Raw genomic sequence first — 24215 nt, forward strand, 5'->3', positions numbered from 1 at the left:
AGATCAGCCGCGCTTGGCCAGCGTGATGAGCTGGTCGAGCAACGCGATGGCGAGGTCGATTTCCTCGTGACTGATGTCGAGCGACGGGGCGAACGTGATCACGTTCTTGTACCAGCCGCCCACGTCGAGCACGAGACCGATCTTCTTTCCTTCGTGTACCAGGCCGCCGGCCAGACCGATGTCGACCATGCGGTCGAGCAGCGCCTTGTTCGGCGTAAAGCCATCGTCGGTGCAGATTTCGGCACGCAGGGCGAGGCCCAGGCCGTCCACGTCACCGATTTCCTTGTGGCGCTTCTGCAGGTCGCGCAGGCCGTCCAGGAAGTGCTTGCCCTTCTCCGCCACCTTGGTGCCGTAGTCGAGCTCGTAGCCCATCTTGATCACTTCCAGGCCCAGCGCCGTACCGAGCGGGTTGGAATTGAACGTGGAATGCGTGGAGCCGGGCGGGAACACCGTCGGGTTGATGAGCTCTTCGCGGGCCCAGATGCCGGACAATGGATTGAGGCCGTTGGTCAGCGCCTTGCCGAAGACGAGCACGTCCGGCTGCACGCCGAAATGCTCGATCGACCAGAGCTTGCCCGTGCGCCAGAAGCCCATCTGGATTTCGTCGACAACCATCAGGATGCCGTACTTGTCGAGCACCTTCTTCAAGTCGATGAAGAAGTTCTTCGGCGGTACGACGTAGCCACCCGTGCCCTGGATGGGCTCCACGTAGAAGGCCGCGTATTCCGCCTCGTTGACCTTGGGGTCCCACACGCCGTTGTATTCGGTTTCGAACAGACGCTCGAACTGGCGCACGCAGGCGTCCGAGTATTCCTCGGGCGTCATGCCCTTCGGGCGACGGAACGGATACGGGAACGGGATGAACATCGCGCGCTCACCGAAGTGGCCGAAACGGCGACGGTAGCGGTAGCTGGACGTGATGGCCGAAGCGCCGAGCGTGCGCCCGTGATAGCCGCCCTCGAACGCGAACATGAGGCTCTTGCCGCCGCGCGCGTTGCGCACGAGCTTCAGGGAGTCCTCGACCGCCTGAGCGCCGCCGACGTTGAAATGCACGCGACCGTCCAGACCGAACTTCTGCTTGGCATCCACGGCGATCGTCTTCGCGAGTTCGATCTTGCCCTGGTGCAGGTACTGGCTGGCTACCTGCGGCAGCAGGTCGATCTGCGCCTTGAGCGTGTCGTTGAGGCGCTTGTTGCCGTAGCCGAAGTTGACGGCCGAGTACCACATCTGCAGATCGAGGAACGGGATGTTTTCGCTGTCGTAGATGTAGCTGCCTTCCGCGTGACGGAAGATCTTCGGCGGGTCCACGTAATGCACCGTGTCACCGAAGGAGCAGTACTTCGCCTCGTCGGCGAGCAGGGTCGCGTCGTCGATGACGAGCTGCGGATTCTTGGCGAGGATGTTCATGCGAGGGTTTCCTGGTGAATCGGCGCGGGAACAGGCAGGACGGTGCGCGGCGGGAGCCGGCCGTCGAGAAGGTCGGGAAGCAGGGCCAGGGCTTCGTCGAAGCTGGCGATCGGCGCGTACGGAATACCGGCGGCGCGGCAATGTTCGATAAGGCGGTTCTTGGCGAAGACGAAGTCCACGCGGTCGGCGGCGCAGAAGTCCGAGGCACCGTCGCCGATCAGCAGCGTCTTGCCACCGCGCTGGCGTGCAGCGTCCACACGCGCGCACTTGCAGGTACCGCTGCGGCAACCGGGCACCGAGAACGGCGAGGTCAGTTCCCAGCGGCGGGCAGCGGACTGGCGCAGGTGATTGGCCGATGCCGACAAGCCGTCGATACCGTGATTGGCGAGGATCGCGTGGATGGCGTGATCGAGTCCGTCGCTCACGATTTCCATCGGGATGGCATGCTCGATGGTGGCGCGCACGAACGCAGCAAAGCCGTGGTCGATGCGCAGCCCGCCCAGGTGTTCCTGGAGTTCGCCGTGGCTCATGTCGAGCAGCGCCACCTGTCCCGCCATGCACACGGCAGAACCGATGAGGCCCGCACGCCAGTCGCGTTCGAGCACCTCCCAGCCGGGACGGCCGAAGCGATCGAGCAAGGAGTCGATCACGTCCTCCACGGCGATCGTGCCGTCGAAGTCGCAGAGAATGTTCCAGGAGGGAGAGCTGAGCACGAGGGATGCGCCATTGGCCATTTCGATGCGGAGGCTAAAGGGGTATCCTTTCCGAGCCCTTTCCCACGCAGAAAGCCATTCGTAAGGCGCTTGTGCCACCGTTTGGCTGATGATCCGCACCGGCTCTCCGCGCATGCGTCTTACTCGCGTCTCCCTCGTTCTCCCGCTGCTGCTCTTGACGATCACCGCTGCGCGGGCGGCTGACGACAGTGCGCCAAGCTATGCCTTTGGCGCCGGTGTCCAGCGCATGCCGTCCTGGATGGGCGCCAAAGACCAGCGCAACCAGGCGATCCCGTACGTGGATATCGAGCTTCCCGGCGTCGGGGAGCTTTCCACCGCGGACGGGCTGACCCTCGATCTCATCGACGGGGAGCACTGGCACGGCGGAATCTATGGCAATTGGCTCTGGGGCCGCACACACAACGACCTCGGCACGCTGGGCGGCAAGGTGGCCTCGCTGTCGCCGCGCTTCCAGGGTGGCGGCTACCTCGAATATGCCTTCGACAAGCGCTTCAGCGTCGGCGGCCACCTGGCCCACGACACCGACGGCGCGGGCGCATACGCCGCGCTGTACGCCGATTACACGCTGCCGAACATCTGGTACATCGAGCATTCGCTTGAAGTGCAGGTGGAGGGCATGAACGGCCCGGCCATGCGCCGCTTTTTCGGCGTCACGCCCACCGAGGCCGCCGTGCTTGGCACCTCGTCATGGCGTCCGGGAGCCGGCTGGCAGGCAGCCCACATCGAATACGACGCCTTCGTGCCCACCTCGCAACACACGGGCTTCGCCCTTTCCGTCTCGTACGGAAAGCTGTTCGGCAATGCGTCGGACAGCCCGCTCGTGCGCCACTTCGGCTCGACGCGCCAGGTCACCGAGACGCTGGCGTTCGTCTACCACTTCTAGTCGAAACGCTCGCGCTTGCCGCTCAGCGGTCGTCGCGCGTCCAGATGAGTCCGTCGGCTTCACGCACGGGAAAGGTCGTCACCGGCTCGTAGGCCGGCGGGCAGGTTACCGCGCCGGTACGCAGGTCGAAACGCGCGCCGTGACGCACGCATTCCACCTCGAAGCCCTCGACCGGACCGCCAGCCAGTTCGCCGCCGTCGTGCGTGCAGACGTCCTCGATGGCGTAGAGGTCGCCGTCGATGTTGTAGACGGCAATGGCCGTATCGCCATCCCAGACCACGCGAAATTCGCCCGGAAGCAGCTCACCACGTGTACCGACACGCACCCAGCCGTTCATGCCAGCGCCTTCGTGAGGTATTCGAAACGGAGATCGTCGCGCTGCGGCAGGCCGAAATGGTCGTCATCGTACGGGAACGGCTTGGTGATGCCCGTGCGGGCATAACCGCGGCGTTCGTACCAGGCGATCAATTCGGCACGGATGTCGATCACGGTCATTTCCACGCGACCGCATCGCCATTCGTCCCGCGCGATGCGTTCCACCTCCGCCAGCACGAGGCGACCGATGCCCGAGCCCTGCAGGGGCGGATGCACAGAGAACATGCCGAAATAACACGCACTGCCCTGCTTCTCGATGTAGCACGACGCGACCACGGTGCCGTTCCGTTCAAGGAGCAAGAAGCGCGCGTTCGCCTTCGCCATCAGCTCCTCGATTTCCGCAGCGTCGGTGCGCCGTCCATGCAGAAAATCGGCCTCGGTGGTCCAGCCGACCCGGCTCGCATCCCCGCGATAGGCGGATTCGACGAGCGCGGCAATGGTCGGGACGTCAGCCGGGGTGGCAAAGCGAAAGATGTCTGTGCTGATCATGCGGCCATGTTAGCGCCAGCCAGCCGGCGCGTGCATACCTCGCGGCGAGCCGCCGTACGCCATTTACATCAGCAGCTTGCGGACGCGCCCGATGGCATCGACGAACCCGTCCACTTCGGCCTTCGTGTTGTAGAAGGCGAGCGAGGCACGCAACGTGGCAGGCACCCCGAAGAAGTGCATCAGCGGGTGAGCGCAGTGGTGGCCCGAACGAACGGCCACGCCTTGCAGATCAAGCAGGGTCGCCATGTCGTTGGCATGCGCACCTTCCAGCAGGAACGAGATGACAGGCTCCTTTTCCTTCGCGCGCCCGAAGATCCGAATACCTGGCAGGTTTTCGAGCGCCGCCGTGGCGTACGCCAGGAGATCCTGCTCGTACGCCTTCAGGCGATCGAAGCCGATGCCTTCCAGATACTCGATGGCGGCGGCCACGCCGGCAAAACCGGCGATGTTCGGCGTGCCCGCCTCGAAGCGATGCGGCGGATCGGCGAACACCGTCCCTTCGAAGCGCACTTCGCGGATCATCTCGCCGCCACCGAAAAACGGCGGCATCGCCATCAGGTGCTCGCGCTTCGCCCACAGCGCGCCCGTACCCGTCGGGGCGAGCATCTTGTGGCCGGTGATGGCGTAGAAGTCGCAGCCCAGCGCCTGCACGTCGATCGGACGATGCGGTGCCGCCTGCGAGCCATCGACCAGCAGCGGGATGCCACGCTTACGGCATTCCCTGGCGATCTCGCGAATGGGATTCACCGTGCCGAGTACGTTCGACACGTGGGTGACGCAGGCGAGCTTGACCTCGGGGGTCAGCATTTCCACGAACCGTTCGACGATCAGTTCCCCGTTGGCATCGATCGGCGCCGCTTTCACCGTAGCGCCCGTGCGCTCGGCCACGAGCTGCCACGGCACGATGTTCGCGTGATGCTCCATGACCGTGGTGAGGATCGCGTCGCCCGCCTTGAGGCGCGGCAACGCGTAGCTGTAGGCCACGAGATTGATCGATTGCGTGGTACCGGAGGTGAGAATCACCTCGTCACGCGAAGGCGCGTGGATGAAGCGGGCGATCGCGTCGCGTGCGCCCTCGTAGGCTGCCGTGGCCTCCTCACCCAACAGATGGACCGCACGCGCCACGTTGGCGTTGTGCTCGCGATAGTGCCGGTCCACCGCCTCGATCACCGAACGAGGTTTCTGCCCGGTGTTCGCGTTGTCGAAATAGATCAGCGGCTTGTCGTGCACCTTGCGCGCCAGCAACGGGAAGTCGGCGCGGATGCGCTCGACGTCCAGCGGCGGCAGGAGGGGCTCGGGCTTGGCGTTCATGGCGTGGCTCCAGGCGTCAGTCGGCAGCGGGACCGGTCGGCAGATGCGCGACCAACCGCTCACCGAGATGCTCGCGCAGGACGGCGTTGGGCAAGGATTCGAGCGCGGCGCGGCAGAACGCCAGCGTCAGCAGGCTGCGCGCTTCGGCGGACGGAATGCCGCGCGAACGCAGATAGAACAGCGAACGTTCGTCGAGCTGGCCGATGGTGGCGCCATGGGCGGCCTTCACCTCGTCCGCGTAGATTTCCAGTTCGGGCTTCGTATCGATCTCCGCCTGACCGGACAGGAGCAGATTCTTGTTGCTGAGCGAGGCGTCGGTACCGTCGGCGCCCTCGGCAACCACGATAGCCCCGCGGAAGACGCCACGCGAGCGACCGTCGGCCACGCCGCGCCAGAGCGCATCGGAGGCCGTGTCGCGGGCCATATGGCGCACCTCTAGCTGGGTGTCCACATGCTGGCGGCCGGACAGCGCGAACACGCCGCGGGAATCGAAGCGCGAGCGATCGCCCGTCAGTTCCGCCTGCAGTTCGTGCCGGACCATCGCGCCGCCGAGTTCAAGCGCATGCACCGTCGCTTCGGCACCGGCATCCAGGCGTACCTGGGTGCGACGAACCAGCGTCGTGGCGGTGGAGGCATCCTGCAACGCCATGAGACCCAGCCTGCCGCCTTCGCGCACGTTAACGTTCGCGACCACGGTACCGAGTTGCGCGGCGTCGCCAGCGGTGGCGAAGTGCTCCACCACATCGAGGGCGGCGTGCTTGCCGATCTCGATCAGCAAGCGAACGTGCCAGGCGCTATCCGGCTGGACACCACTGGAAAGATGCACGACGTGCAGCGGCCGGCTCGCGACCACGCCGTCCGTCACGCGGACGACCAGACCATCCGTCGCCAGGGCGGCATTGAGGTGAGCGAACGCGTCCGCGGCACCGTGCGGGTAGCGATGAGCGAGCGCGAAGCGCAGGGGCTCGGGCTGCTCCGCAAGCGCGACGGCGAGGGGAACGAGTTCGATGCCGTGCCCGTCCAGCGAGGACAGATCGCCGCGGAACGCACCGTCGACAAAGACCACGCAAGCGCCTTCCACGCCCGGCAAGGCGTAGTTCGACGGATCGACCGCGAGACCGGCGGCCACCGTGCGATCGGCCAGCGCCAAGGCGCGTTGTGACAGCGCGCGCAACGGCGTGTATTTCCAAGCTTCGTTGCGTCCTTCGGGCAGGCCCGCCGCGGCAAAGGCTTCCAGGTTCTCGCGACGCGCGGCGTCCAGCCAGGCGATGCCGCTGGCCGGCGTGGCGGAAGCGGCATCCAGGGCCGCCCGCACGAACGGGGACGGCACGGAGTTCATGCCGGCGCCCCCGTGAGGTCGGCCTTGCGCAGTTCGGGATGCGCATCGGCGAGCCATGCGTAGCCCTGCTCTTCGAGCTTGAGCGCCAGATGCCGATCACCACTCTCGACGATGCGTCCGCCGGCAAGCACGTGCACGAAGTCGGGCTGGATGTAGTCGAGCAGGCGCTGGTAATGCGTGACGAGCACGAACGAGCGCTCCGGCGAACGGAGCGCATTCACGCCTTCGGCCACCTGCTTGAGCGCATCGATGTCGAGGCCGGAATCGGTTTCGTCGAGGATGGCGAGCTTCGGTTCGAGCACAGCCATCTGGAAGATCTCGTTGCGCTTCTTCTCGCCGCCCGAGAAGCCTTCGTTCACGGCGCGATGCAGCAACTCGTCGGAGATCTGCATCACCTTGAGCTTCTCGCGCACGAGCTTCAGGAAGCGCATGGAATCCAGTTCGTCTTCACCACGGTACTTCCGCTGCGCGTTGAGCGCGGCACGCAGGAAGTAGGTGTTGTTCACCCCGGGGATTTCAACCGGGTACTGGAAGGCGAGGAATACGCCGACCGCGGCGCGCTCTTCAGGCTCCAGCGAGAGCAGGTCGCGACCCGCGAAGTCCACGGTGCCGGCGGTGACCTCGTAACCCTCGCGGCCGGCCAGCACGTTACCGAGCGTGGACTTGCCCGCCCCGTTCGGGCCCATGATGGCGTGCACCTCGCCCGGGTTCACCGTGAGCGAGAGGCCTTTGAGGATCTCCTTGCCTTCGACGCGGGCGTGGAGGTTGTCGATCTTGAGCATGTGCATGGCGCGGTCCAATCAGGGCGTGAGGTGCGAGAGCGCATCGAGGGCGTCGTCGCGGCGTTCCCAGGGCACGAAGAGGTGATCGTGCAGGAACGCGGATACGGGGTTGCAGGGAATGCCGCGCTTCGCGAGCGCAGCGGATACGGCGGCCATCATGCCCACCGCGGTGAGGCTGGACTGCACGCGCAGGGTGATGTGCGCCCAGAGCATCCGCTCGCCGCCCGACGCCTCGGGATCGACGTCGACGATCAGCGTGCTGCCCTCGGCCTCGCGAAACATCATCAAGGCTTCGGGAAGCCGCTCGCGCGCCTTCTCGTGCGACACGTGCAGGAAGCGCTTCGGAATGGGGTCCACCTCGGGATCCAGCGCAGCGAGCAACGCGCGCAGATCGGTGACGCCCGGTGCAGAGCCGGCGATACCCATCGTCAGCCCACCGCGCCTTCGAGAGAGACCTCGAGCAGCTTCTTCGCCTCCACCGCGAACTCCATCGGCAGTTCGCGGAAGACCTGCTTGCAGAAGCCGTCGACGATCATCGAGACCGCGTCTTCCTCGCCGATGCCGCGCGAGAGGCAATAGAACAACTGGTCGTCCGAGATCTTGGAGGTGGTGGCTTCGTGTTCCACGATGGCGCCCGGGTTCTTCACTTCCATGTACGGGAAGGTGTGGGCACCGCACTTCTTGCCGATCAACAGCGAGTCGCACTGCGTGTAGTTGCGTGCGCCATCCGCGCCCTTCTCGATCTTCACGAGGCCGCGATAGCTGTTCGAACTGCGTCCGGCGCTGATGCCCTTGGCGACGATCTTGGACTTGGTGCCCTTGCCGATGTGGATCATCTTGGTGCCGGTGTCGGCCTGCTGACGATGGTGCGTGAGCGCCACCGAATAGAACTCGCCCACCGAACGGTCGCCGCGCAGCACGCAGCTCGGATATTTCCAGGTGATGGCCGATCCGGTTTCCACCTGGGTCCACGAGATCTTCGAGTCCGCGCCGCGGCAGTCGCCGCGCTTGGTCACGAAGTTGTAGATGCCGCCGACACCGTTCTCGTCGCCCGGGTACCAGTTCTGCACCGTGGAGTACTTGATCTGCGCACGCTCCAGGGCGACCAGTTCCACCACCGCGGCGTGCAACTGGTTCTCGTCGCGCATCGGCGCGGTGCAGCCTTCGAGGTAGGACACATAGGAGTCGTCTTCGGCAACGATCAGCGTGCGCTCGAACTGCCCGGTATTCATGGCGTTGATACGGAAATACGTGGACAGTTCCATCGGGCAGCGCACGCCCTTGGGAATGAACACGAAGCTGCCATCGGAGAACACGGCCGAGTTGAGCGCGGCAAAATAGTTGTCGCCCGCGGGCACCACGCTGCCAAGGTACTGGCGCACCAGATCGCCGTGCTCGCGGATCGCTTCCGACATCGAGCAGAAGATCACGCCGGTTTCCGCCAGTTCCTTGCGGAAGGTGGTGCCGACAGAGACCGAATCGAACACGGCATCCACAGCCACACCGGCGAGACGCGCGCGCTCATGCAGCGGTACGCCCAGCTTTTCGTACGTTTCCAGCAGCTTCGGATCGACCTCGTCGAGCGACTTCGGACCGGCCTTCGGTGCCGAGTAGTAACTCACGGCCTGGTAATCGATGGGTGCAATCTCGAGCTTCGCCCAGTCCGGCTCCGGCATGGTGAGCCAATGCCGGTACGCGGCGAGGCGCCACTCGGTCATCCACTCCGGCTCGCCCTTGATCGCGGACAACTGGCGCACGGTGTCCTCGTTGAGGCCCGGCGGCAGGGTCGTGGACTCGATGTCGGTGACGAAACCGGCCTCGTAGCGACGATTGAGGGCCGCTTCGACTTCGGCGTTGTCGTGCACCGGCGCTGCCACTTCGCGTGTCATGTTCTCGCTCTCGTTCATGCGTTTGCCTGTGCGGCGTGTGCCGCCTCCGTGGCCGGCGCCGTCGGGCGCGCAGCCAGCATCTGTGCAAGGGTCATGGCGCGCAGCAGGCCATCGATCGCCCCGGAAACGGATCGCCAGCTACCGCTGACGCCGCACTGCGACTGCCGCTCGCACTGGCCCTGAGCCATGCTGCATTCGGTGAGGCCGATCGGCCCTTCCATCGCTTCGACGATCTCGGCAAGGCTGATCGCCTCGGCCGGCCGTGCGAGCCGGTAGCCACCGTTGACCCCGCGAAACGATTCCACCAGCCCTGCGTGACCAAGCAGCTTCAGCAGCTTCGACACGGTGGGCAGCTCAAGGCGCGCCTCTTCCGCGATCTGGGCAGTGCTCAGAACGTCATTCGGGTGGGCGGCGATGCAGGTCATCACCACCGTCGCGTAATCGGTCAGTCGGCTGACACGCAGCATGGGGAAAGGGGAGTCGTCAATACCGGACCAAAATGGTACTGATTTTGGCGCCCTGGCGCAATGGCGGGGCTCGCTGCGCATAGCCCTTGTATAGGGCGAAATGCACCAATATGGTGCGCCAGTTTGCTACCTACGGCGCGCCATGCCGCATTGCACAAGGGCCGAGGCGCTGGCACGCATCCTGCTCTACCCCTCGTAGGCCAACGATAGGGGACGCACGCTCCATGAAGTGGATCAACGCGATTATCAAGCCGTTTACGCTGGACGACGTCCGCGAGGCCCTGGCCGAAGTCGGCGTGCAGGGCATGACAGTGACCGAGGTGAAGGGGTTCGGCCGCCAGCATGGCCACACGGAGCTATATCGGGGCGCGGAGTACGTGGTCGATTTCCTGCCCAAGCTGAAGATCGAGATCGCCGTGACCGACGAGCAGGTCGAACGCGCGGTCGAGGCGATCGGCACCGCCGCGCGCACCGGCAAGATCGGCGACGGCAAGATCTTTGTGATCGACCTCGAACAGGCCATCCGCATTCGCACGCAGGAGGTGGACGCCGATGCGCTCTAAGACCATCGCCACCCTCGCCGTCTCTGCCCTGCTTCCCGGCCTGGCCTTCGCCCAGACCACCACCCCCACAAAACTGGACAGCGGCGACACCGCCTGGATGCTAACGTCCAGCATGCTCGTGCTGTTGATGACGATTCCCGGCCTCGCCTTGTTCTACGGCGGCATGGTGCGGGCGAAGAACCTCCTGTCGGTGCTGATGCAGTGCTTTGCGATCACGGCGCTGGTGACGGTGCTGTGGGTCGTCTACGGCTATTCCATGGCGTTCGACGCGACCGGCATGGCCGTGGGTACGACGGGACTGCATTCGTTCGTCGGCGGACTCGGACGCGCGATGCTTGCGGGGCTCGCGCCAGGGAGCCTCTACAACACGGTGCCGGAAGCGGTGTTCGTGATGTTCCAGATGACCTTCGCGATCATCACGCCTGCCCTCATCGTCGGTGCCATCGCCGAGCGCATGAAGTTCTCTGCCCTGCTCGTCTTCACGGCGCTGTGGTTCACCGTGGTCTACCTGCCGATGGCGCACATGGTCTGGGGCGGCCCGGGTTCGTTCCTCGGCGACCTCGGCGTGATCGACTTTGCCGGCGGCACGGTGGTGCACATCAACGCGGGCATCGCCGGCTTGGTGGGATGTCTGGTCATCGGCAAACGGCGCGGCTATCCCACGACGCCGATGCCGCCCCACAACCTCGGCTACACCCTCGTGGGTGCGAGCATGCTCTGGCTCGGCTGGTTCGGTTTCAACGCGGGCTCCGCGGTTGCTGCCAACGGCAGCGCCGGCATGGCGATGCTGGTGACGCAGATCGCCACCGCCGCCGCAGCGATCGGTTGGACGGCCGTCGAGTGGTTGACCCACCGTCGCCCGAGCGTCCTGGGCATCGCATCCGGTGCTGTGGCGGGCCTCGTGGCAGTCACTCCCGCCGCGGGCACCTGCGGCCCGGGTGGCGCCCTGCTGATTGGCTTTGCCGCCGGCATCGTGTGCTTCTTCTGCGCCACGCGGCTCAAGCGCCGGTTCGGCTATGACGATTCACTTGACGTGTTCGGCGTGCATGCCGTCGCCGGCATCATCGGCGCGCTGCTCACCGGTCCCTTCGCCGCGCATGCGCTCGGTGGATTCGGCACGGTGACAGACCTGGGCCTGTCGCTATGGGTCCAGTTCAAGGGCGTGGCCTTCACCGTGGTCTACAGCGGCGTGCTCAGCTACGCGATTTTCAAGGGCATCGCAGTGACCATGGGCCTGCGCGTGGACGAGGAACAGGAACAGGTGGGCCTGGACATCGCGTTGCACGAAGAGCGCGGCTACAACCTCTCCTGATCGCACCGCGCTTCGTACGATGGCCCGGCCAACCGGCCGGGCCTGGTGACGCTCTAGTGGCGCACCGCGGTCACTTCGATCTCGACAAGAAACGCGGGTGACGCCAGTCCTGCCACCTGCATCGCGGAACGCGACGGCAGGTTCGGCTGCGTCGGCGTGCCGAAGAACTGCGTGTATCCCGCCATGAAGCCGGCGAAGTCCATCTTGCCGCCCTTCGCCGGATCGCCCACCAGGAACACCTGCATCTTCACCACGTCGCTCATCGACAGACCCATGTCCTTGAGCTGCTTCTCGATCGAGCGCAACACGCCGATCGTCTGCGTCTTCGTATCGCCGTAGGCCTGCGGGCTGTCCTTGGACGCGTTGCTGTCCGCCACGGGCGGCACCACGCCACTCAGAAAAACGAGCGTGCTGCCGGCGGGCACTTCGACGGCTGCCGAAATCGGGAAGGTGCTGTTGGGAATCTTGTGCCGGACCACGTCGCCGCCGAAGGCCGGCGCCGCGAGGGCGAACGAGAGGGACAACAAGGCGGCGTGCATACGCATGGATCAATGCTCCTCGGGATGGGGGGCGGGTCGGAACGCTTTCACGTCTTCCGCCGTCAGCGCGTCTTGGTAGGTATTGCCGAAATGGGTACGGACGTAGTTCACCACGTCTGCCACCTGCGCGTCGCTGAGAAGCATACCGAACGGCGGCATACCGCCGCGGCCGTTGATGACCATGGCCGCAGGATAGGCCGCGGAGGCCAGCTTGGGATTGCCGGCCAACGCGGGATATCTGCCCGCACCGACCGCGCCTTTCGCGTCGGGCATGTGGCAGCCCTGACATACGTGCGTGAAGATCTGTTCCCCAGTGACGTGCGCGGCGTCCTTGCGGTCAATGAACTCGGCATCCGTCGCCTGCGCCGATGCAGCGCTGCACACCAACAGCAACGCCAGGCCAAGACGTACGGCGTTCATGCGGCGGCTCCCGCCGTGGCGCGCCGATGCAGCGCATCGATGGCCGAAAGCGACGAAAGAATCGCCCCCTCCTGCCACGCGGGAAGATAGGACGCGTGCTCGCCGGCCAGCACGATGCGGCCATCCATCGAGCACAGGTTGGCGTAATGCTTCTCGCGCAAGGCATCCGTCCACCAACCGAAGCAGCCGAGCGTGAACGGTGCACGATGCCAGGCGACGGCCATCCCGTTCTCGAAGGCTTCCGTGTACTGCGGATGGATCTGCGCACCGTATTCCACGGCCTTGCGAATCCGTGTGGCGGGATCGAGCGCGGTGAATTCGTAGGCTTCGAGAAAGAACGTATACGAACCCAGCAACACGCCCTTCTTCGTACCGATGCCATGGCTGGGATAGGCAATGAAACCGATCGGCAGATCGGTGGTAGTGATGCCGCCGTAGATCGCCTCGTCCTCTTCCCAGAAACGGCGTTTGAACTGCAGGCCGATCTTCGAGGAGGCCATGTAAGGCACGGCCGAGATCGCCGCCCGCTTCGCATCGGATACCTGGACCGGAAGCTGGCTCAGGATCGACAACGGAATCGTGCAGACGCACCAGTCTGCCGTGGCCTGGTGCGTCGTGCCCGGCGACGCGGTGTCTTCATAGGTAACGGTCACGCCGCGATCGTCCTGCGCAATGGCGGTGACCTTCGCGCCGTAACGAATCACGCCGCCGCCAATCTCGCGCACGAATGCCTTGCCGATCGCATCCATGCCACCGACAGGCTGCAACAACGTGGTCTGGTATTCGTAAAGCTCGCTCATGCCCAGCGCCTTCCACAGACGCGCATTGAGCATGTCGGAGATGCCGATGGGCTGGGAGAACGTCGGCTTGCCATCGGGACCGCCGCCCGGTGGCTTTGCGTAACCGCGGTGCTCATTACTCTCGCGGCCGGCCACGTAGCGAAACTGGTGATCGAGCCCGCCGAAGTCGCGCAAGGCTTCGAGCAGGATCTCGCTATCCTCCTTACTCACCGCATCGTCCAGGCCACCCTTCCCCGCCACCTTCGCCAGCAGCTCGGCGATGCCGCCGTGGAAATCCGCCTGCACTTCGCGAAGACGTTGCGGCTTGCCACCGAATGCATTCGTTCCATGCGCATAGGCGTTGTAGTTCACCTGCACGAAGGGTTCGAGGGTGACGCCGAACTGGCGACAGTAATCGAGCACGCCATGGTGGTGATACGGAATGCGCCACGGGCCGGGATTGAAATACTGACCTTCGTCGTAGCGGCACTCCTGGCGATGGCCGCCAAGCTCGGTGTAGACGTCGCCGCCGCGCAGCGTCCAGTTACGCCCGCCAGCGCGATTGTTGTACTCGAGCACCTGCACGCGATAGCCCGCCTTGCGCAGCTCGTACGCCGCGACGAGGCCCGCCAGCCCGGCACCAAGCACGAGCACGCTGCCGCGACCGGACCCTTGCAACGGAGCGGGACGCTTGTACGTCGAAGGGCTGGCGAAACCGAGACCGGCCATCGCCTGGTACATCACGGCGCCACCACCGGCGAGGCCGATCATGCGCAGGAGGTCGCGCCGCGTGATGGGCGCCGTATCCTCGTGTTTCATCGACCCATTCCCCGATGCCACCCCGACGACCGAGCATAGACACACTCGGGATGCACAACAATAAGACCGACGGCCAGCCTTGCCATGACAGTCATGCCCAAAGGCTCTAAGCTCCCCGCGGCATTCGCTTATCAGTGACCCGCATGACTCCGATCGCCGACCGCTCCGCCGCACGACTCGCCTGGGCCCGCCACGCAACGGGTGCGCCCGCGCTCGTTCTGGAACCCGCTTCCGCCGACGCGAGTTTCCGCAGCTATTGGCGCGGCTACGTGGACGGGCAGCCAGTGATCGTGATGGATTCGCCGCCCGATCGCGAAGACCCCGCGCCATGGGTCGAGATCGGTCAGCGACTGGCCGCGGCAGGCCTGCACGTGCCGACGGTGATGGTTGCCGACCTGACGCAGGGCTTCCTGCTGATCGAGGATCTGGGCACGCGCACCTACCTGCCGGAGCTGAGCGACACGACAGTGGACGCGCTCTACGGGGACGCGCTGGACGCCCTCCTGCGCATGCAACGGCAGGTGGACACCGCGGGCCTGCCTGCGTTCGATCACGCCTGGCAGACGATGGAACTCGAACTCATGCCGACCTGGCTGATCGAGCGACACCTGGGCATGAGCCTCGCGTGCGAGGAATGGGACGTGGTGGAATCCGCGTTCACCGCGATCATGCACGCGATCGCCGAACAGCCGCGTGCCTTCATGCATCGCGACTATCACAGCCGCAACCTGCTGGTGACGGCGGAACGTTCGCCCGGGATCATCGACTTCCAGGGCGCGATGTCCGGCCCGATCACCTACGACCTCGCCTCGCTGCTTCGCGATGCGTACGTGGTATGGGACAACGAGCGCGTGGAAGGTTGGGTGGAGGCCTATCGCCTTCGCCTGCTCGATGCACGACTGCTCGACGAGACCGTGGACACCGACCGGTTTCGCCGCTGGTTCGACCTCACCGGCCTGCAGCGACACATCAAGATTCTTGGCCTGTTCTGCCGCCTCTGCTATCGCGACGGAAAACCCGGTTACCTCGACGACCTGCCGCGTGTGCTCCGCTACGTGCTCGACACCGCGCGCCGCCATGCAGACATCGCACCGCTGGCCGACCTGATCGAGGCAAAGATCGGCGATCGTGACATTCGCCAGGCGACACACGCGTGAGGCACGCACTCATTCTCGCGGCGGGCCTCGGCGAACGCATGCGGCCACTGACCGATCACACGCCGAAGCCACTGCTTCACGTCGCCGGCAAGCCACTCATCGTTCACCACATCGAGAAGCTCGCCGCCGCCGACGTGCGCTACATCGTCGTCAATACGTCGCACCTGGCCGAACACTTTCCCGAGGCGCTGGGCGACGGATCGCGCTGGGGTGTCCGCATCCGTTATTCGTATGAAGGGCCGACGCCACTGGAAACCGGGGGTGGCATGTTGAAGGCGTTGCCCTTGCTGGGTGCCGATCCCTTCATCGTGGTGAGCGCGGACATCTGGAGCGATGTCGATTACGCCGCGCTGCCGCGCGAACCGCAGGGTGTGGCGCACCTGGTCATGGTGCCCAATCCCTCGTTCCATCCACATGGGGACTTTTCACTCGCCGACGGTCGCCTTTACGACGCCAACGGTCCCGCAGGCGCCGAACGCCTGACCTTCGGCAACGTGGGGGTCTATCGCCGGGAAATCGTGGAGCACGAGCAACCCGGACGCTTCAAGCTGTTGCCGATGTATCGCAAGGCCATCGCCGAAGGTCGCCTGACTGGCGAACGCTTCGACGGTTTCTGGCGCAACGTGGGCACGCCGGCACAACTGGACGAACTGCGCGCCATCGCCGGCGCGTAGCGCTGTGAAAGCGATGCCGCCGGGATTTACTGCACGGTATCGACGCCGAGTTCGCGTAGCCGCTCGTGCCCGAGCGCGAACGCTTCATTGAAGGCGCTGGTGATATCCGAGAAATCGTTGGTGCCCGTGCTGGCTTCGATTTCCTCGCCGATATGGTCGAGGATGCGGTAGCTGGCTCGGTAGACTTGCTCGCCCGCCTGGCCGTTATGTTTTACCGCCTTCGCTACCACTCTGTATTTACTGTGATTTTCCACTGCGCGTCCCCTCCCCTGTTCCTCGATACTGCCGGGGCGGGGTGACCGTTGCAAGTGACTTCGATGGCGATCCTGCGTCAGCCCGTCAGCCGGCCGCGGTCAGCACGGCGAGGAAATCCCTGCCGTAGCGCTTCAGCTTGTTCTCGCCCACGCCACTGATCGAGCCCAGTTCTTCTTCATTACCGGGCAGCGCACGCAACATCGCGAGCAATGTCGCGTCGTGGAAAATCACATAGGCCGGGACGCCATGCTGCTTGGCAAGTTCCGCACGCACCCGGCGCAGTTCGTTCCACAGCGGCAGCTCGATCTCCTCGATGCCCAGCGACGTACCCGTCGCAGCAGGCGTGGCACGTGCCGCGCGACGTCCCTTCGCAGGACGCGCATCCTCGCGCAGCCAGACCTTGCATTCACCCTTCAACACCGGGCCGCTCTGCGTCGACAAACGCAAGGTGCCGTAGCCGTCGGGATCGGCTTCGATCAGTCCTGCTGCGAGCAACTGGCGAAACACCGAGCGCCATTGCGTCGCATCCATGTCGGCACCCACGCCGAAGACGCGCAATTGATCGTGACCGAGATTGCGCAGGCGCTCGTTACCCTCGCCTCGTAGAACGTCGATGAGATGGCCCGCGCCGTAACGCTGCCCCGTGCGATAGATGCACGACATGGCCTTCTGCGCAGCGAGCGTGGCATCCCACGTCTTCGGCGGCGCCAGGCAGTTGTCGCAATTGCCGCAGGGCTCGGGATAAATCTCCGCGAAGGCTTCGAGCAGAAGCTGACGACGGCAACGCGTGGCTTCCGCATAGCCCAGCAAGGAATCCAGCTTCAGGCGTTCGATGCGCTTGCGATCGTCGCCCGCTTCCGACTGCGCGATCATCTGGCTCATCGTAACGACGTCGCCGAGACCGTAGACCATCCACGCCTCGGCCGGCAGGCCATCGCGACCGGCACGACCGGTCTCCTGGTAATAGCCTTCCATGCTGCGCGGAAGATCGAGGTGGGCGACGAAGCGCACGTCGGGTTTGTCGATGCCCATACCGAAGGCCACCGTAGCGACCATGACGACACCGTCTTCGCGCAGGAACCTTTGCTGGTGCCGCGTACGCGTTTGCGCGTCGAGGCCCGCGTGGTAAGGCAGCGATTCCACGCCCGCCTCGGCGAGCCACGCGGCGGTCTCATCCACCTTGCGCCGGCTGAGGCAATAGACGATGCCCGCCTCGCCGCGATGCCCGTCGAGAAAGTCCAGCAACTGCCGGCGCGCGTTCTGTCGCGGCGCCACGCGATAACGGATGTTCGGGCGATCAAAGCTTGAAACGAAGCGTCGTGCCGCCTGCAAACCGAGCCGCTCGACGATCTCCTCGCGAGTGCGCTCATCGGCGGTGGCCGTGAGTGCGATGCGCGGCACCTCCGGAAAGCGCTCGTGCAGGATCGCCAGCTCACGGTATTCCGGACGGAAGTCGTGTCCCCACTGGGACACGCAGTGCGCTTCGTCGATGGCGAACAGCGCAATCGGCACGCGATCGAGCAAGCCAAGAAAACGCCCGGTGAGCAGGCGTTCGGGCGCGACGTAGAGCATGTCCAGTTCGCCCCCCAGCATGAGGTCTTCGACCTCGCGCTGCGTCATCGCGTCCAGGCTGGAGTTCAGATACCGCGCCTTCACGCCTGCTTCGTTGAGCGCATCGACCTGGTCCTGCATCAGAGCGATCAAGGGCGAGACGACGATGCCGATACCTTGGCGTATGAGAGCAGGAATCTGGAAGCACAGCGACTTGCCACCGCCCGTGGGCATCAGCACGAGGGCGTCGCCACCCTCGGCGACGTGTTCGACGATGGCCTGCTGTTGACCGCGGAAACCGGGGTAGCCGAAAACGGAATGGAGAAGATCGAGGGCTGGGGAAGACATGTGCGCCATGCTAGCAAACCCGTGATCTGCGCCTTCACACAGTGCGCGCTGAACGGGCGGTTTTCCTACACCGATTTGAGACAAAGATCGTTTTATTTTTCCTGGCGCCAGCAGGTAATGAGGCCGGGGTTCCCACCTATCAACAGCGTTTCCATGTCCCAGAAGGGGATGCCATGAAGCAAGCGCTCGTACGCACCGTCCTGCTCGCCGTCAGTGTCTTTGCCGGCGCCCTTCCCACGCATGCTGCGGAGGGCCACCTCGGCTTCCAGGGCGCCATCACGGAGGTCACCTGTCGTGCCGATGGCGCGAGACTCGCCTGCCCTCAAGGGCGATCCATTCCAACAAACGTTCGCTGGTTCCACACCGGCACCGCCGCCGGCCTGGACCACACCGCCTTGTTCGCCTATGCCCGGCAACGGGACGCTTCGACCTCATGGCGAATCATGGAGATCACCTACCGCTGACCGCCGGCCAGCCGGTCAAGCCGGTGAGCCCCAGATGGCGCGATCCAGATCGTGATCGAGGCCAAAAGCGCTCATCGGTACGCGTCCTTCCTTCACCGTCACGCCTTCCGAGGTGAGCCGCCGGCACTGCTCGCGGTAACCGCGCGTGCCCGCGGGAATGCCTATACGACCGTCGGCACGGAGCACACGGTGCCAGGGCAGGTCGGCGCGGTTCGGCGCATCGCCGAGCACCTTGCCGATCAGCCGGGCGCGACCTGGGTAACCCGCGCGCGCCGCGATGGCGCCGTAGCTGGCAACGCGGCCGCGCGGAATGGCTGCGACCGCGTCGATGATCCGTTGCGCACGCAGCGCGCGGGCTTCGTCATCGTCGACTTCATCGTTCATGGTGATTTCGTGCATGTTTGGTCTCGCATGTCAGCGTACCATCAGGCTTCTCTGACGACGGACCGGTACAAGCCCATGCGGCACTTCGAAGCGATTCGCTCCCATGTCGGCAGCATCCACAGGCTCCGCCAGAACGAGCCCTACATCATCAGCTTCGACCTCGAGCTACCCGACGGGCGGCATCAGGGTATCTATCTCGCCGAACTGGAAGACGCGGACGGCCAACGCTTCCTGCGCCTGTCCACGCCGATCGGGCCGCTGGTAGGCGTGGATGCGCGGCGCTGCCTGCGCTTCAACTGGGAGCAACGCACGGGCTACCTGGCCGAGGCCGATCTGGACGGCTCTCCCTATCTGCACCTGTGCGAGAACCGTCCCTACGACTATCTCGACGAGCGCGAGCTGGCTCGCCTGATCGAAGAACTGGGCGCGACCGGCGATCAGCTGGAACAACTGGTCAACGGGGAAGCGGACGCGCTCTGAGCGTCCGCACGCAGCAAGAGCCTCAGAACAGCGGCCTCAGAACAGCAGGTGGCCCAGCTTCACCAGGCCGTAGCCGATGCCGGCCGTGATGGGCAGCGTGAGTATCCAGGCCCAGACCATGCGCTCGACCACCGACCAGCGGATGGCATTGAACCGCTTCGCCGCACCCACGCCCATGATCGATGCCGACACATTGTGCGTGGTCGAGACCGGCACGCCGAGCACCGATGCCGTGAGAATCACGGCGGCCGAACTGCCTTCCGCAGCGAAGCCGTTGATCGGATGCAATTTCACCATTTTGTGGCCGAGCGTCTTGATGATGCGCCAGCCGCCACCTGCCGTGCCGCCCGCCATCGTCAGCGCGCAAACGACCTTGACCCAGATCGGAATCGGAAAGCCGCCCGCGGCGGCCGGGTCGTGCGGAATGCGGAGGAAATGCAGAAAGGTCGGCAGGTGATCGAACTGGCCCGCGGCGGTGGCGCCGGCAAGCGCCAGCGCGATGATACCCATGCTCTTCTGCGCATCGTTCATGCCGTGGGAGATGCCCATGGCGCTGGCCGAGAAGATCTGCGCCTTGCCGAAGAAACTGTTCACGAACGGCGTGCGGCCGAATCGACGCAGGGGACCCTTGCGGCTGGAGAAGAAGCCGAGCAGCGCGTACAGCCCGCCCATGATCAGGAAACCGATCACGAAGCCCAGGAACGGCGAGACGATCATCGGCACGATCACCTTGGGCAGCACGCCCTTGCCGAGCCACCAGTGCGCGCCGCCCTCCCACCAGATGATGGAATGGAAGTTGTCGCCCGCCGCGGCCAGGGCGGCACCGCACAGGCCGCCCACGAGGGCATGGCTGGAACTCGACGGCAGGCCGAGCCACCAGGTGATGAGGTTCCAGATCGTGGCGCCCAGCAGCGCGCTGATGAGCAGTTGCGAGCCGACCTCGACGACGCCGGTGTCGATCAGGCCGGACGCGATCGTCGCGGCGACGGCGGTGCCCCACAGCGCACCGGCGAGATTGGTGACCGCCGCCAGCAGCACAGCCTGCCCCGGCGTGAGTACCTTGGTGGCGACCACGGTCGCAATGGAGTTCGCCGTGTCGTGGAAGCCATTGATGTACGTGAACGCGAGGGCGATCAGAACGACCGCGATGACCATGCTCATGGGACGCCCGCCGTCAGGAGTTCTTGAGCACGATGGAATAGACGACGTTGCCCACGTCCCGGCACTTGTCCACGGCTTTCTCGATCAGCTCGAACAGATCCTTGGCGAGAATGGCGCGCAACGGGTCCGACGCCTCGGCGTACAACGTGCGGTAGGGGTCGAGAAGAAGCCGGTCGGCTTCCGATTCCAGAGCCTGGAGCTGATCGCGCAGCTTCTTCACCGGGTCGATCTTCAGCCCATGGCGCAACTGGCCGATCATCGCCACCACCACGTCGGCCGACCGTTCGAGCAGCGCGGCGCGCTGGCTGAAATCGATGCCCTGGAGGCGCTCGGCGACGATCACGTAGCGCTCGGCGAACTTCTCGATGGTCTTGGGGATCTTGTACAGCGCCGAGTTCAGCGCCTCGATGTCTTCGCGGTCCAGCGCGGTGACGAAGGTGTTCACCAGTTCCTCGCCGATCTGCGCGTGCAGGGCCTTCTCGCGGGCGCGTGCCGTGCTGAAGGCGGCCATGACGGGGGTGCGATCGGTCTGGATGACCAGCTCATGCATGGCCTTGGCGCTCTCGCGAGCAGCCTCGGCGCTCGCTTCGAGCAGGCCGTAGAACTTGTCGCCCTTACCGAAGATCGTCTGGAGTGAAAACATGGCGTCGCCTGGGGAACCTGGGGATTTGTGACGACAATGTTACCGGACTGGCCCGTCGCTGGGGTGGGCGAGCCCCTGCAGGACCGATCCGGCCCCATCTGCTATATAAGCGGCCGATGCTCACCGAACTCCTGCTGGTCCTCTTCTTGTCCCTCGGCAACGGGTTCTTCGCCCTGTCCGAAATGTCCGTGGTCGCCTCCCGCAAGAGCCGCCTCAAGCAGCTCGCGCGGGACAGCCGGCGCGCGCGGGTGGCCCTGCAACTGGCCGAAGCGCCGGAGCGCTTCCTGTCCACCGTGCAGGTCGGCATGACCTTGATCATCCTGGTCACCGGCGCCGTGGCAGGCGATGGCCTGGGCGAACGGTTCACCGACATCGTCCACGGCGACGGGCCCGCCTGGCTGGAGCCTTATGCCCGTATCGTGGGCTGGCTGCTCGGCTTCCTGCTCATGTCGCTGGTGCAGATCGTCATCGGCGAGCTGGTGCCGAAGCGCGCGGCGCTCTCGGCGCCCGAGCGGATCGCCTGCCAGATCGCCGTGCCGATGCTGATCGTGTCGCGGATCACGCTGCCCATGGTCTGGCTGCTGAACCACCTGTCCACCGGCATTCTGCGCGTGTTGCGCCTGCACCGGGCCGGCGCCAATGCCGCCACCGAAGAAGAGATCCGCCTGCTGGTCGCCGAAAGCGCGGAACAGGGCATCCTCGACAGCGACGAGCGGAACATGGTCAACCGCGTGTTGCGCCTGGGCGATCGCAGCGTGGACTCCGTGATGACCCCGCGCATGAAGATCGCCTGGCTGGACATCGCCGCGTCGCGCGAAGACAACCTGGACGTTCTGAGGGAAAGCCAGTTCTCCCGCTACCCGGTGTACCGGCGCGACGAGAGCGAGGTGGTCGGCACGGTCGAGGTGAAATCGCTCATCGGATCGCTGGAAGGTGGCGAGGCCGATTTGTTCGCGCACATGGCCCGCCCCTTGTTCGTGCCCGCGACCGCTCGCGCGCTCGACCTCCTCGAAGCCTTTCGCGACGCCGACACGCAACTGGCGCTCGCCGTGGACGAGTACGGCGACATCGAAGGCCTGGTCACGCTGAACGACCTGCTCGGCGCGGTCATCGGTGCCACGGCTCCCGCAGCGGACGATGCGACCCAGGATGGCCCCATCATCCGGCGCGACGACGGCAGTTGGCTGATCGATGGCTCGCTGCCGGCGGACGACCTGCGCGAGCTGCTGCAGCTCGACCGCCTGCCCAATGAAGAGGCGCACGATTTCCGCACGGTCGCGGGCATGGTCACGACGCAATTCGGCCACATCCCCCGCGCAGGCGAATCCTTCCTATGGCAAGGCCGCCGCTTCGAAGTGATGGACATGGATGGCGCACGCATCGACAAGATTCTCGTGAGCGAGGCTACCGTCGACGAACCGGCCATCGAGGAATAGCGCCCCCCCCGGTACGATTCAATACCGGTTCAAGGCGGTGCAGCGAGAGTCACCGCATGGACCCCGCCGAGCCCCGCGAAGAAAAGACCGTCGCCCTGCTGAGGGCGGCACTGATGGCGGCTTCGGACGAGCGCATCTCCGTGGAGGAACTGCTCGATTCCTTGAAGCGCCGGGCCTTCGGTTTCGTGCTGCTGCTACTCGCCATTCCGAACTTCATCCCCGTGCCGCTGGGCATCGGCGGCATCATGGGCGTGTTGGTGATTGGCCTGGGGCTCGAAATGCTGATCGGCCTGGAACATCCGTGGATTCCGGGCTTCCTGCGCCGCCGGACGATTTCACGGGAAGGCCTGCTGCGCTTCCTCGACCGCATCGCCCCGTTCAGCGGGCGCCTGGAGCGGATCTGCAAACCGCGGCTGCAACGGCTCACGCGGCGGCCATTCACCTTCGTGTCCGGCGCGATCATGCTCCTCGTCGGCATCCTGCTCGCCCTGCCGATCCCCTTCACCAACTACGTGTTCGGCGGCATGCTCATCGCCTTCGCCTTCGCGCTGGTGGAGCGCGATGGCGTCCTGCTGGCCATGGTCTGGGTGACCACGGTGGCGATCGTGATTGCGTCCGCCACGTTCAGCCACGCCCTGGCCGGGTTCTTTCGCGACCTGTTCTAGCCGCCCCTACGGCGTCTTGTCGCCTTCGTGCGCGATGCTCGCCATGCGCTGGGCGTCCGCCAGAATCCCGTGCAGAATGCGCAGCTCGCGCAATTCGGGCCTCGCGCGAAGGAACAGCTTGCGCAGTTTCAGCATGATGGTCGTGGGCGACCGCCCCTTGTGAAACTCGATGTCATCGAGCGTCTGGCCGAGATGATCGAAGAACCGTTCGAGCTGCTCGGCGTCGGCCGGCGCCTCGTCGGGGTCCAGTGTGACGACCGGGGCAGCAGCTTCGTCGGCGAGCAGGGCCAGGCGCACCTCGTAGGCCACCACCTGCACGGCCTGCGACAGGTTGAGCGAGCTGAAGTCGTCCACGCTGGGGATACGGACCATGGCATGGCAGCGCGACAGCTCGTCGTTCTCCAGCCCCGTGCGCTCGTTGCCGAACACGAGGGCCACCTGCTCGCCGCGCTTCGCGGCGGCTACGGCCTGGGCAGCCCCTTCCCGAGGGTCCAACTCCGGAAGGTTCACGCCGCGACGGCGCGCGGAGAGGCCGAGCGAAAACGTCGCACCGGCCAGACCCGACACGAGATCGTCGTGAATCGCCGCCTGGGCGAGCACATCGTCCGCGCCCGCCGCGAGCGCCGTCGCCTCGGGGTCGGGAAAACGGTGCGGCGCCACGAGGGTCAGACGGTCGAAGCCCATGGTGCGGATGGCGCGCGCCGCCGAACCGATGTTCCCCGAATGCGAGGTGCGGACGAGGACGAAGCGGAGGCGGTCGTGAAGCTCGGAAAGGGCCATGGCGGGCGGGGTGGCTGACGGCAGGACCGGAAAGTCTACAACGGCAATGACTTGGGCGAGGCGCGAGGGGATGGTAAACTCCCCGGCCGACGCGGCTTTCGACCGCTCC

General features: G+C 65.3%; 28 protein-coding genes. 9 read left to right on the forward strand and 19 right to left on the reverse strand.

Annotation, left to right across the window (positions count from 1 at the left end):
- Positions 1-3: 3 nt before the first annotated feature.
- Together IM816_RS14050 and IM816_RS14055 are read right to left on the reverse strand one after the other, a co-directional pair.
- A complete protein-coding gene (locus tag IM816_RS14050) occupies positions 4-1407 on the reverse strand; it encodes an aspartate aminotransferase family protein (protein WP_250338555.1) in 1404 nt (467 codons plus the stop codon).
- Positions 1404-2120, reverse strand: coding sequence for an MtnX-like HAD-IB family phosphatase (locus IM816_RS14055; protein ID WP_250338556.1), 717 nt, complete (start codon positions 2118-2120; stop codon positions 1404-1406). The genes IM816_RS14050 and IM816_RS14055 overlap by 4 nt, the downstream gene beginning before the upstream one ends.
- A 133-nt stretch (positions 2121-2253) precedes the next feature.
- Here IM816_RS14055 and IM816_RS14060 point away from each other — a divergent pair, with 133 nt between their 5' ends.
- The gene (locus IM816_RS14060; RefSeq protein ID WP_250338557.1) at positions 2254-3024 is read left to right on the forward strand and encodes a MipA/OmpV family protein; all 771 of its coding nucleotides are present in this window, start codon (positions 2254-2256) and stop codon (positions 3022-3024) included.
- A 22-nt stretch (positions 3025-3046) separates the two neighbouring features.
- On the opposite strand, the gene IM816_RS14065 is transcribed toward IM816_RS14060, so the two are convergent.
- The 8 genes from IM816_RS14065 to IM816_RS14100 all read right to left on the reverse strand — a co-directional run bounded on the left by IM816_RS14065 (position 3047) and on the right by IM816_RS14100 (position 9676).
- Positions 3047-3361: a non-heme iron oxygenase ferredoxin subunit gene (locus IM816_RS14065; RefSeq protein ID WP_072321835.1), complete on the reverse strand. Its 315-nt coding sequence runs from the start codon at positions 3359-3361 to the stop codon at positions 3047-3049.
- The gene (locus IM816_RS14070) at positions 3358-3885 is read right to left on the reverse strand and encodes a GNAT family N-acetyltransferase (RefSeq protein WP_250340770.1); all 528 of its coding nucleotides are present in this window, start codon (positions 3883-3885) and stop codon (positions 3358-3360) included. The genes IM816_RS14065 and IM816_RS14070 overlap by 4 nt, the downstream gene beginning before the upstream one ends.
- 66 nt (positions 3886-3951) lie before the next feature.
- On the reverse strand, positions 3952-5199 hold the full coding sequence (locus IM816_RS14075) for an aminotransferase class V-fold PLP-dependent enzyme (protein ID WP_250338558.1): 1248 nt from the start codon (positions 5197-5199) through the stop codon (positions 3952-3954).
- A gap of 16 nt (positions 5200-5215) precedes the next feature.
- Positions 5216-6538 (reverse strand): Fe-S cluster assembly protein SufD, encoded by a 1323-nt coding sequence (sufD, locus tag IM816_RS14080; protein WP_250338559.1) that lies wholly within the window; start codon positions 6536-6538, stop codon positions 5216-5218.
- Positions 6535-7320: a Fe-S cluster assembly ATPase SufC gene (gene sufC / locus IM816_RS14085; protein ID WP_072322303.1), complete on the reverse strand. Its 786-nt coding sequence runs from the start codon at positions 7318-7320 to the stop codon at positions 6535-6537. Before sufC ends, sufD begins: the two co-directional genes overlap by 4 nt.
- An 18-nt stretch (positions 7321-7338) precedes the next feature.
- Entirely contained in the window at positions 7339-7746 is a 408-nt protein-coding gene (locus IM816_RS14090) for an ACT domain-containing protein (protein ID WP_250338560.1), read from the reverse strand.
- Positions 7747-7748: 2 nt separating this feature from the next.
- Positions 7749-9209, reverse strand: a complete 1461-nt coding sequence (gene sufB / locus IM816_RS14095) for a Fe-S cluster assembly protein SufB (RefSeq protein ID WP_250340771.1) — start codon at positions 9207-9209, stop codon at positions 7749-7751.
- A gap of 14 nt (positions 9210-9223) precedes the next feature.
- The gene (locus IM816_RS14100) at positions 9224-9676 is read right to left on the reverse strand and encodes an SUF system Fe-S cluster assembly regulator (protein ID WP_250338561.1); all 453 of its coding nucleotides are present in this window, start codon (positions 9674-9676) and stop codon (positions 9224-9226) included.
- A gap of 224 nt (positions 9677-9900) precedes the next feature.
- Between IM816_RS14100 and IM816_RS14105 the strand changes: the two genes are divergently transcribed.
- Both IM816_RS14105 and IM816_RS14110 read left to right on the forward strand, forming a co-directional pair.
- Positions 9901-10239, forward strand: coding sequence for a P-II family nitrogen regulator (locus IM816_RS14105; RefSeq protein WP_250338562.1), 339 nt, complete (start codon positions 9901-9903; stop codon positions 10237-10239).
- Positions 10229-11551, forward strand: a complete 1323-nt coding sequence (locus IM816_RS14110; RefSeq protein ID WP_250338563.1) for an ammonium transporter — start codon at positions 10229-10231, stop codon at positions 11549-11551. The genes IM816_RS14105 and IM816_RS14110 overlap by 11 nt, the downstream gene beginning before the upstream one ends.
- Positions 11552-11604: 53 nt before the next feature.
- Here the strand turns inward: IM816_RS14110 and IM816_RS14115 are convergent, their stop codons facing one another.
- Genes IM816_RS14115 through IM816_RS14125 form a run of 3 tightly spaced genes read right to left on the reverse strand, consistent with a single transcriptional unit; the run spans position 11605 to position 14108 of the window.
- Positions 11605-12090, reverse strand: coding sequence for a RidA family protein (locus IM816_RS14115; RefSeq protein WP_250340772.1), 486 nt, complete (start codon positions 12088-12090; stop codon positions 11605-11607).
- 9 nt (positions 12091-12099) lie between these two features.
- A complete protein-coding gene (locus IM816_RS14120) occupies positions 12100-12510 on the reverse strand; it encodes a c-type cytochrome (RefSeq protein ID WP_250338564.1) in 411 nt (136 codons plus the stop codon).
- The gene (locus IM816_RS14125) at positions 12507-14108 is read right to left on the reverse strand and encodes a flavin monoamine oxidase family protein (RefSeq protein ID WP_250338565.1); all 1602 of its coding nucleotides are present in this window, start codon (positions 14106-14108) and stop codon (positions 12507-12509) included. The genes IM816_RS14120 and IM816_RS14125 overlap by 4 nt, the downstream gene beginning before the upstream one ends.
- Before the next feature lie 143 nt (positions 14109-14251).
- Between IM816_RS14125 and IM816_RS14130 the strand changes: the two genes are divergently transcribed.
- Together IM816_RS14130 and murU are read left to right on the forward strand one after the other, a co-directional pair.
- Positions 14252-15265, forward strand: coding sequence for an aminoglycoside phosphotransferase family protein (locus IM816_RS14130; RefSeq protein WP_250338566.1), 1014 nt, complete (start codon positions 14252-14254; stop codon positions 15263-15265).
- Positions 15262-15939 (forward strand): N-acetylmuramate alpha-1-phosphate uridylyltransferase MurU, encoded by a 678-nt coding sequence (murU, locus tag IM816_RS14135; RefSeq protein ID WP_256470180.1) that lies wholly within the window; start codon positions 15262-15264, stop codon positions 15937-15939. The genes IM816_RS14130 and murU overlap by 4 nt, the downstream gene beginning before the upstream one ends.
- A gap of 26 nt (positions 15940-15965) precedes the next feature.
- On the opposite strand, the gene IM816_RS14140 is transcribed toward murU, so the two are convergent.
- Positions 15966-16193 (reverse strand): hypothetical protein, encoded by a 228-nt coding sequence (locus IM816_RS14140; RefSeq protein WP_250338567.1) that lies wholly within the window; start codon positions 16191-16193, stop codon positions 15966-15968.
- Between the two features lie 85 nt (positions 16194-16278).
- The gene (recQ, locus tag IM816_RS14145; protein WP_250338568.1) at positions 16279-18093 is read right to left on the reverse strand and encodes a DNA helicase RecQ; all 1815 of its coding nucleotides are present in this window, start codon (positions 18091-18093) and stop codon (positions 16279-16281) included.
- Between the two features lie 173 nt (positions 18094-18266).
- Here recQ and IM816_RS14150 point away from each other — a divergent pair, with 173 nt between their 5' ends.
- Complete coding sequence (locus IM816_RS14150) at positions 18267-18557, forward strand: hypothetical protein (protein WP_250338569.1); 291 nt, start codon at positions 18267-18269, stop codon at positions 18555-18557.
- 15 nt (positions 18558-18572) lie between these two features.
- Here IM816_RS14150 and IM816_RS14155 read toward each other — a convergent pair whose 3' ends face one another.
- Positions 18573-18941: an MGMT family protein gene (locus IM816_RS14155; RefSeq protein WP_072321848.1), complete on the reverse strand. Its 369-nt coding sequence runs from the start codon at positions 18939-18941 to the stop codon at positions 18573-18575.
- 75 nt (positions 18942-19016) lie between these two features.
- On the opposite strand from IM816_RS14155, the gene IM816_RS14160 reads away from it, so the two are divergent.
- A complete protein-coding gene (locus IM816_RS14160; RefSeq protein WP_072321849.1) occupies positions 19017-19421 on the forward strand; it encodes a hypothetical protein in 405 nt (134 codons plus the stop codon).
- Positions 19422-19457: 36 nt separating this feature from the next.
- Here the strand turns inward: IM816_RS14160 and IM816_RS14165 are convergent, their stop codons facing one another.
- Positions 19458-20582, reverse strand: a complete 1125-nt coding sequence (locus IM816_RS14165) for an inorganic phosphate transporter (RefSeq protein ID WP_072321850.1) — start codon at positions 20580-20582, stop codon at positions 19458-19460.
- 13 nt (positions 20583-20595) lie between these two features.
- Positions 20596-21225: a DUF47 domain-containing protein gene (locus IM816_RS14170; protein ID WP_072321851.1), complete on the reverse strand. Its 630-nt coding sequence runs from the start codon at positions 21223-21225 to the stop codon at positions 20596-20598.
- Positions 21226-21341: 116 nt separating this feature from the next.
- On the opposite strand from IM816_RS14170, the gene IM816_RS14175 reads away from it, so the two are divergent.
- Positions 21342-22661 (forward strand): hemolysin family protein, encoded by a 1320-nt coding sequence (locus IM816_RS14175; RefSeq protein ID WP_250338570.1) that lies wholly within the window; start codon positions 21342-21344, stop codon positions 22659-22661.
- 56 nt (positions 22662-22717) lie between these two features.
- Positions 22718-23326 (forward strand): exopolysaccharide biosynthesis protein, encoded by a 609-nt coding sequence (locus IM816_RS14180; RefSeq protein ID WP_250338571.1) that lies wholly within the window; start codon positions 22718-22720, stop codon positions 23324-23326.
- Positions 23327-23332: 6 nt separating this feature from the next.
- Here IM816_RS14180 and IM816_RS14185 read toward each other — a convergent pair whose 3' ends face one another.
- On the reverse strand, positions 23333-24106 hold the full coding sequence (locus IM816_RS14185; protein ID WP_250338572.1) for an RNA methyltransferase: 774 nt from the start codon (positions 24104-24106) through the stop codon (positions 23333-23335).
- Positions 24107-24215 lie beyond the last annotated feature (109 nt).

The organism is Luteibacter flocculans, from assembly GCF_023612255.1.
Classification (GTDB): domain Bacteria; phylum Pseudomonadota; class Gammaproteobacteria; order Xanthomonadales; family Rhodanobacteraceae; genus Luteibacter; species Luteibacter flocculans.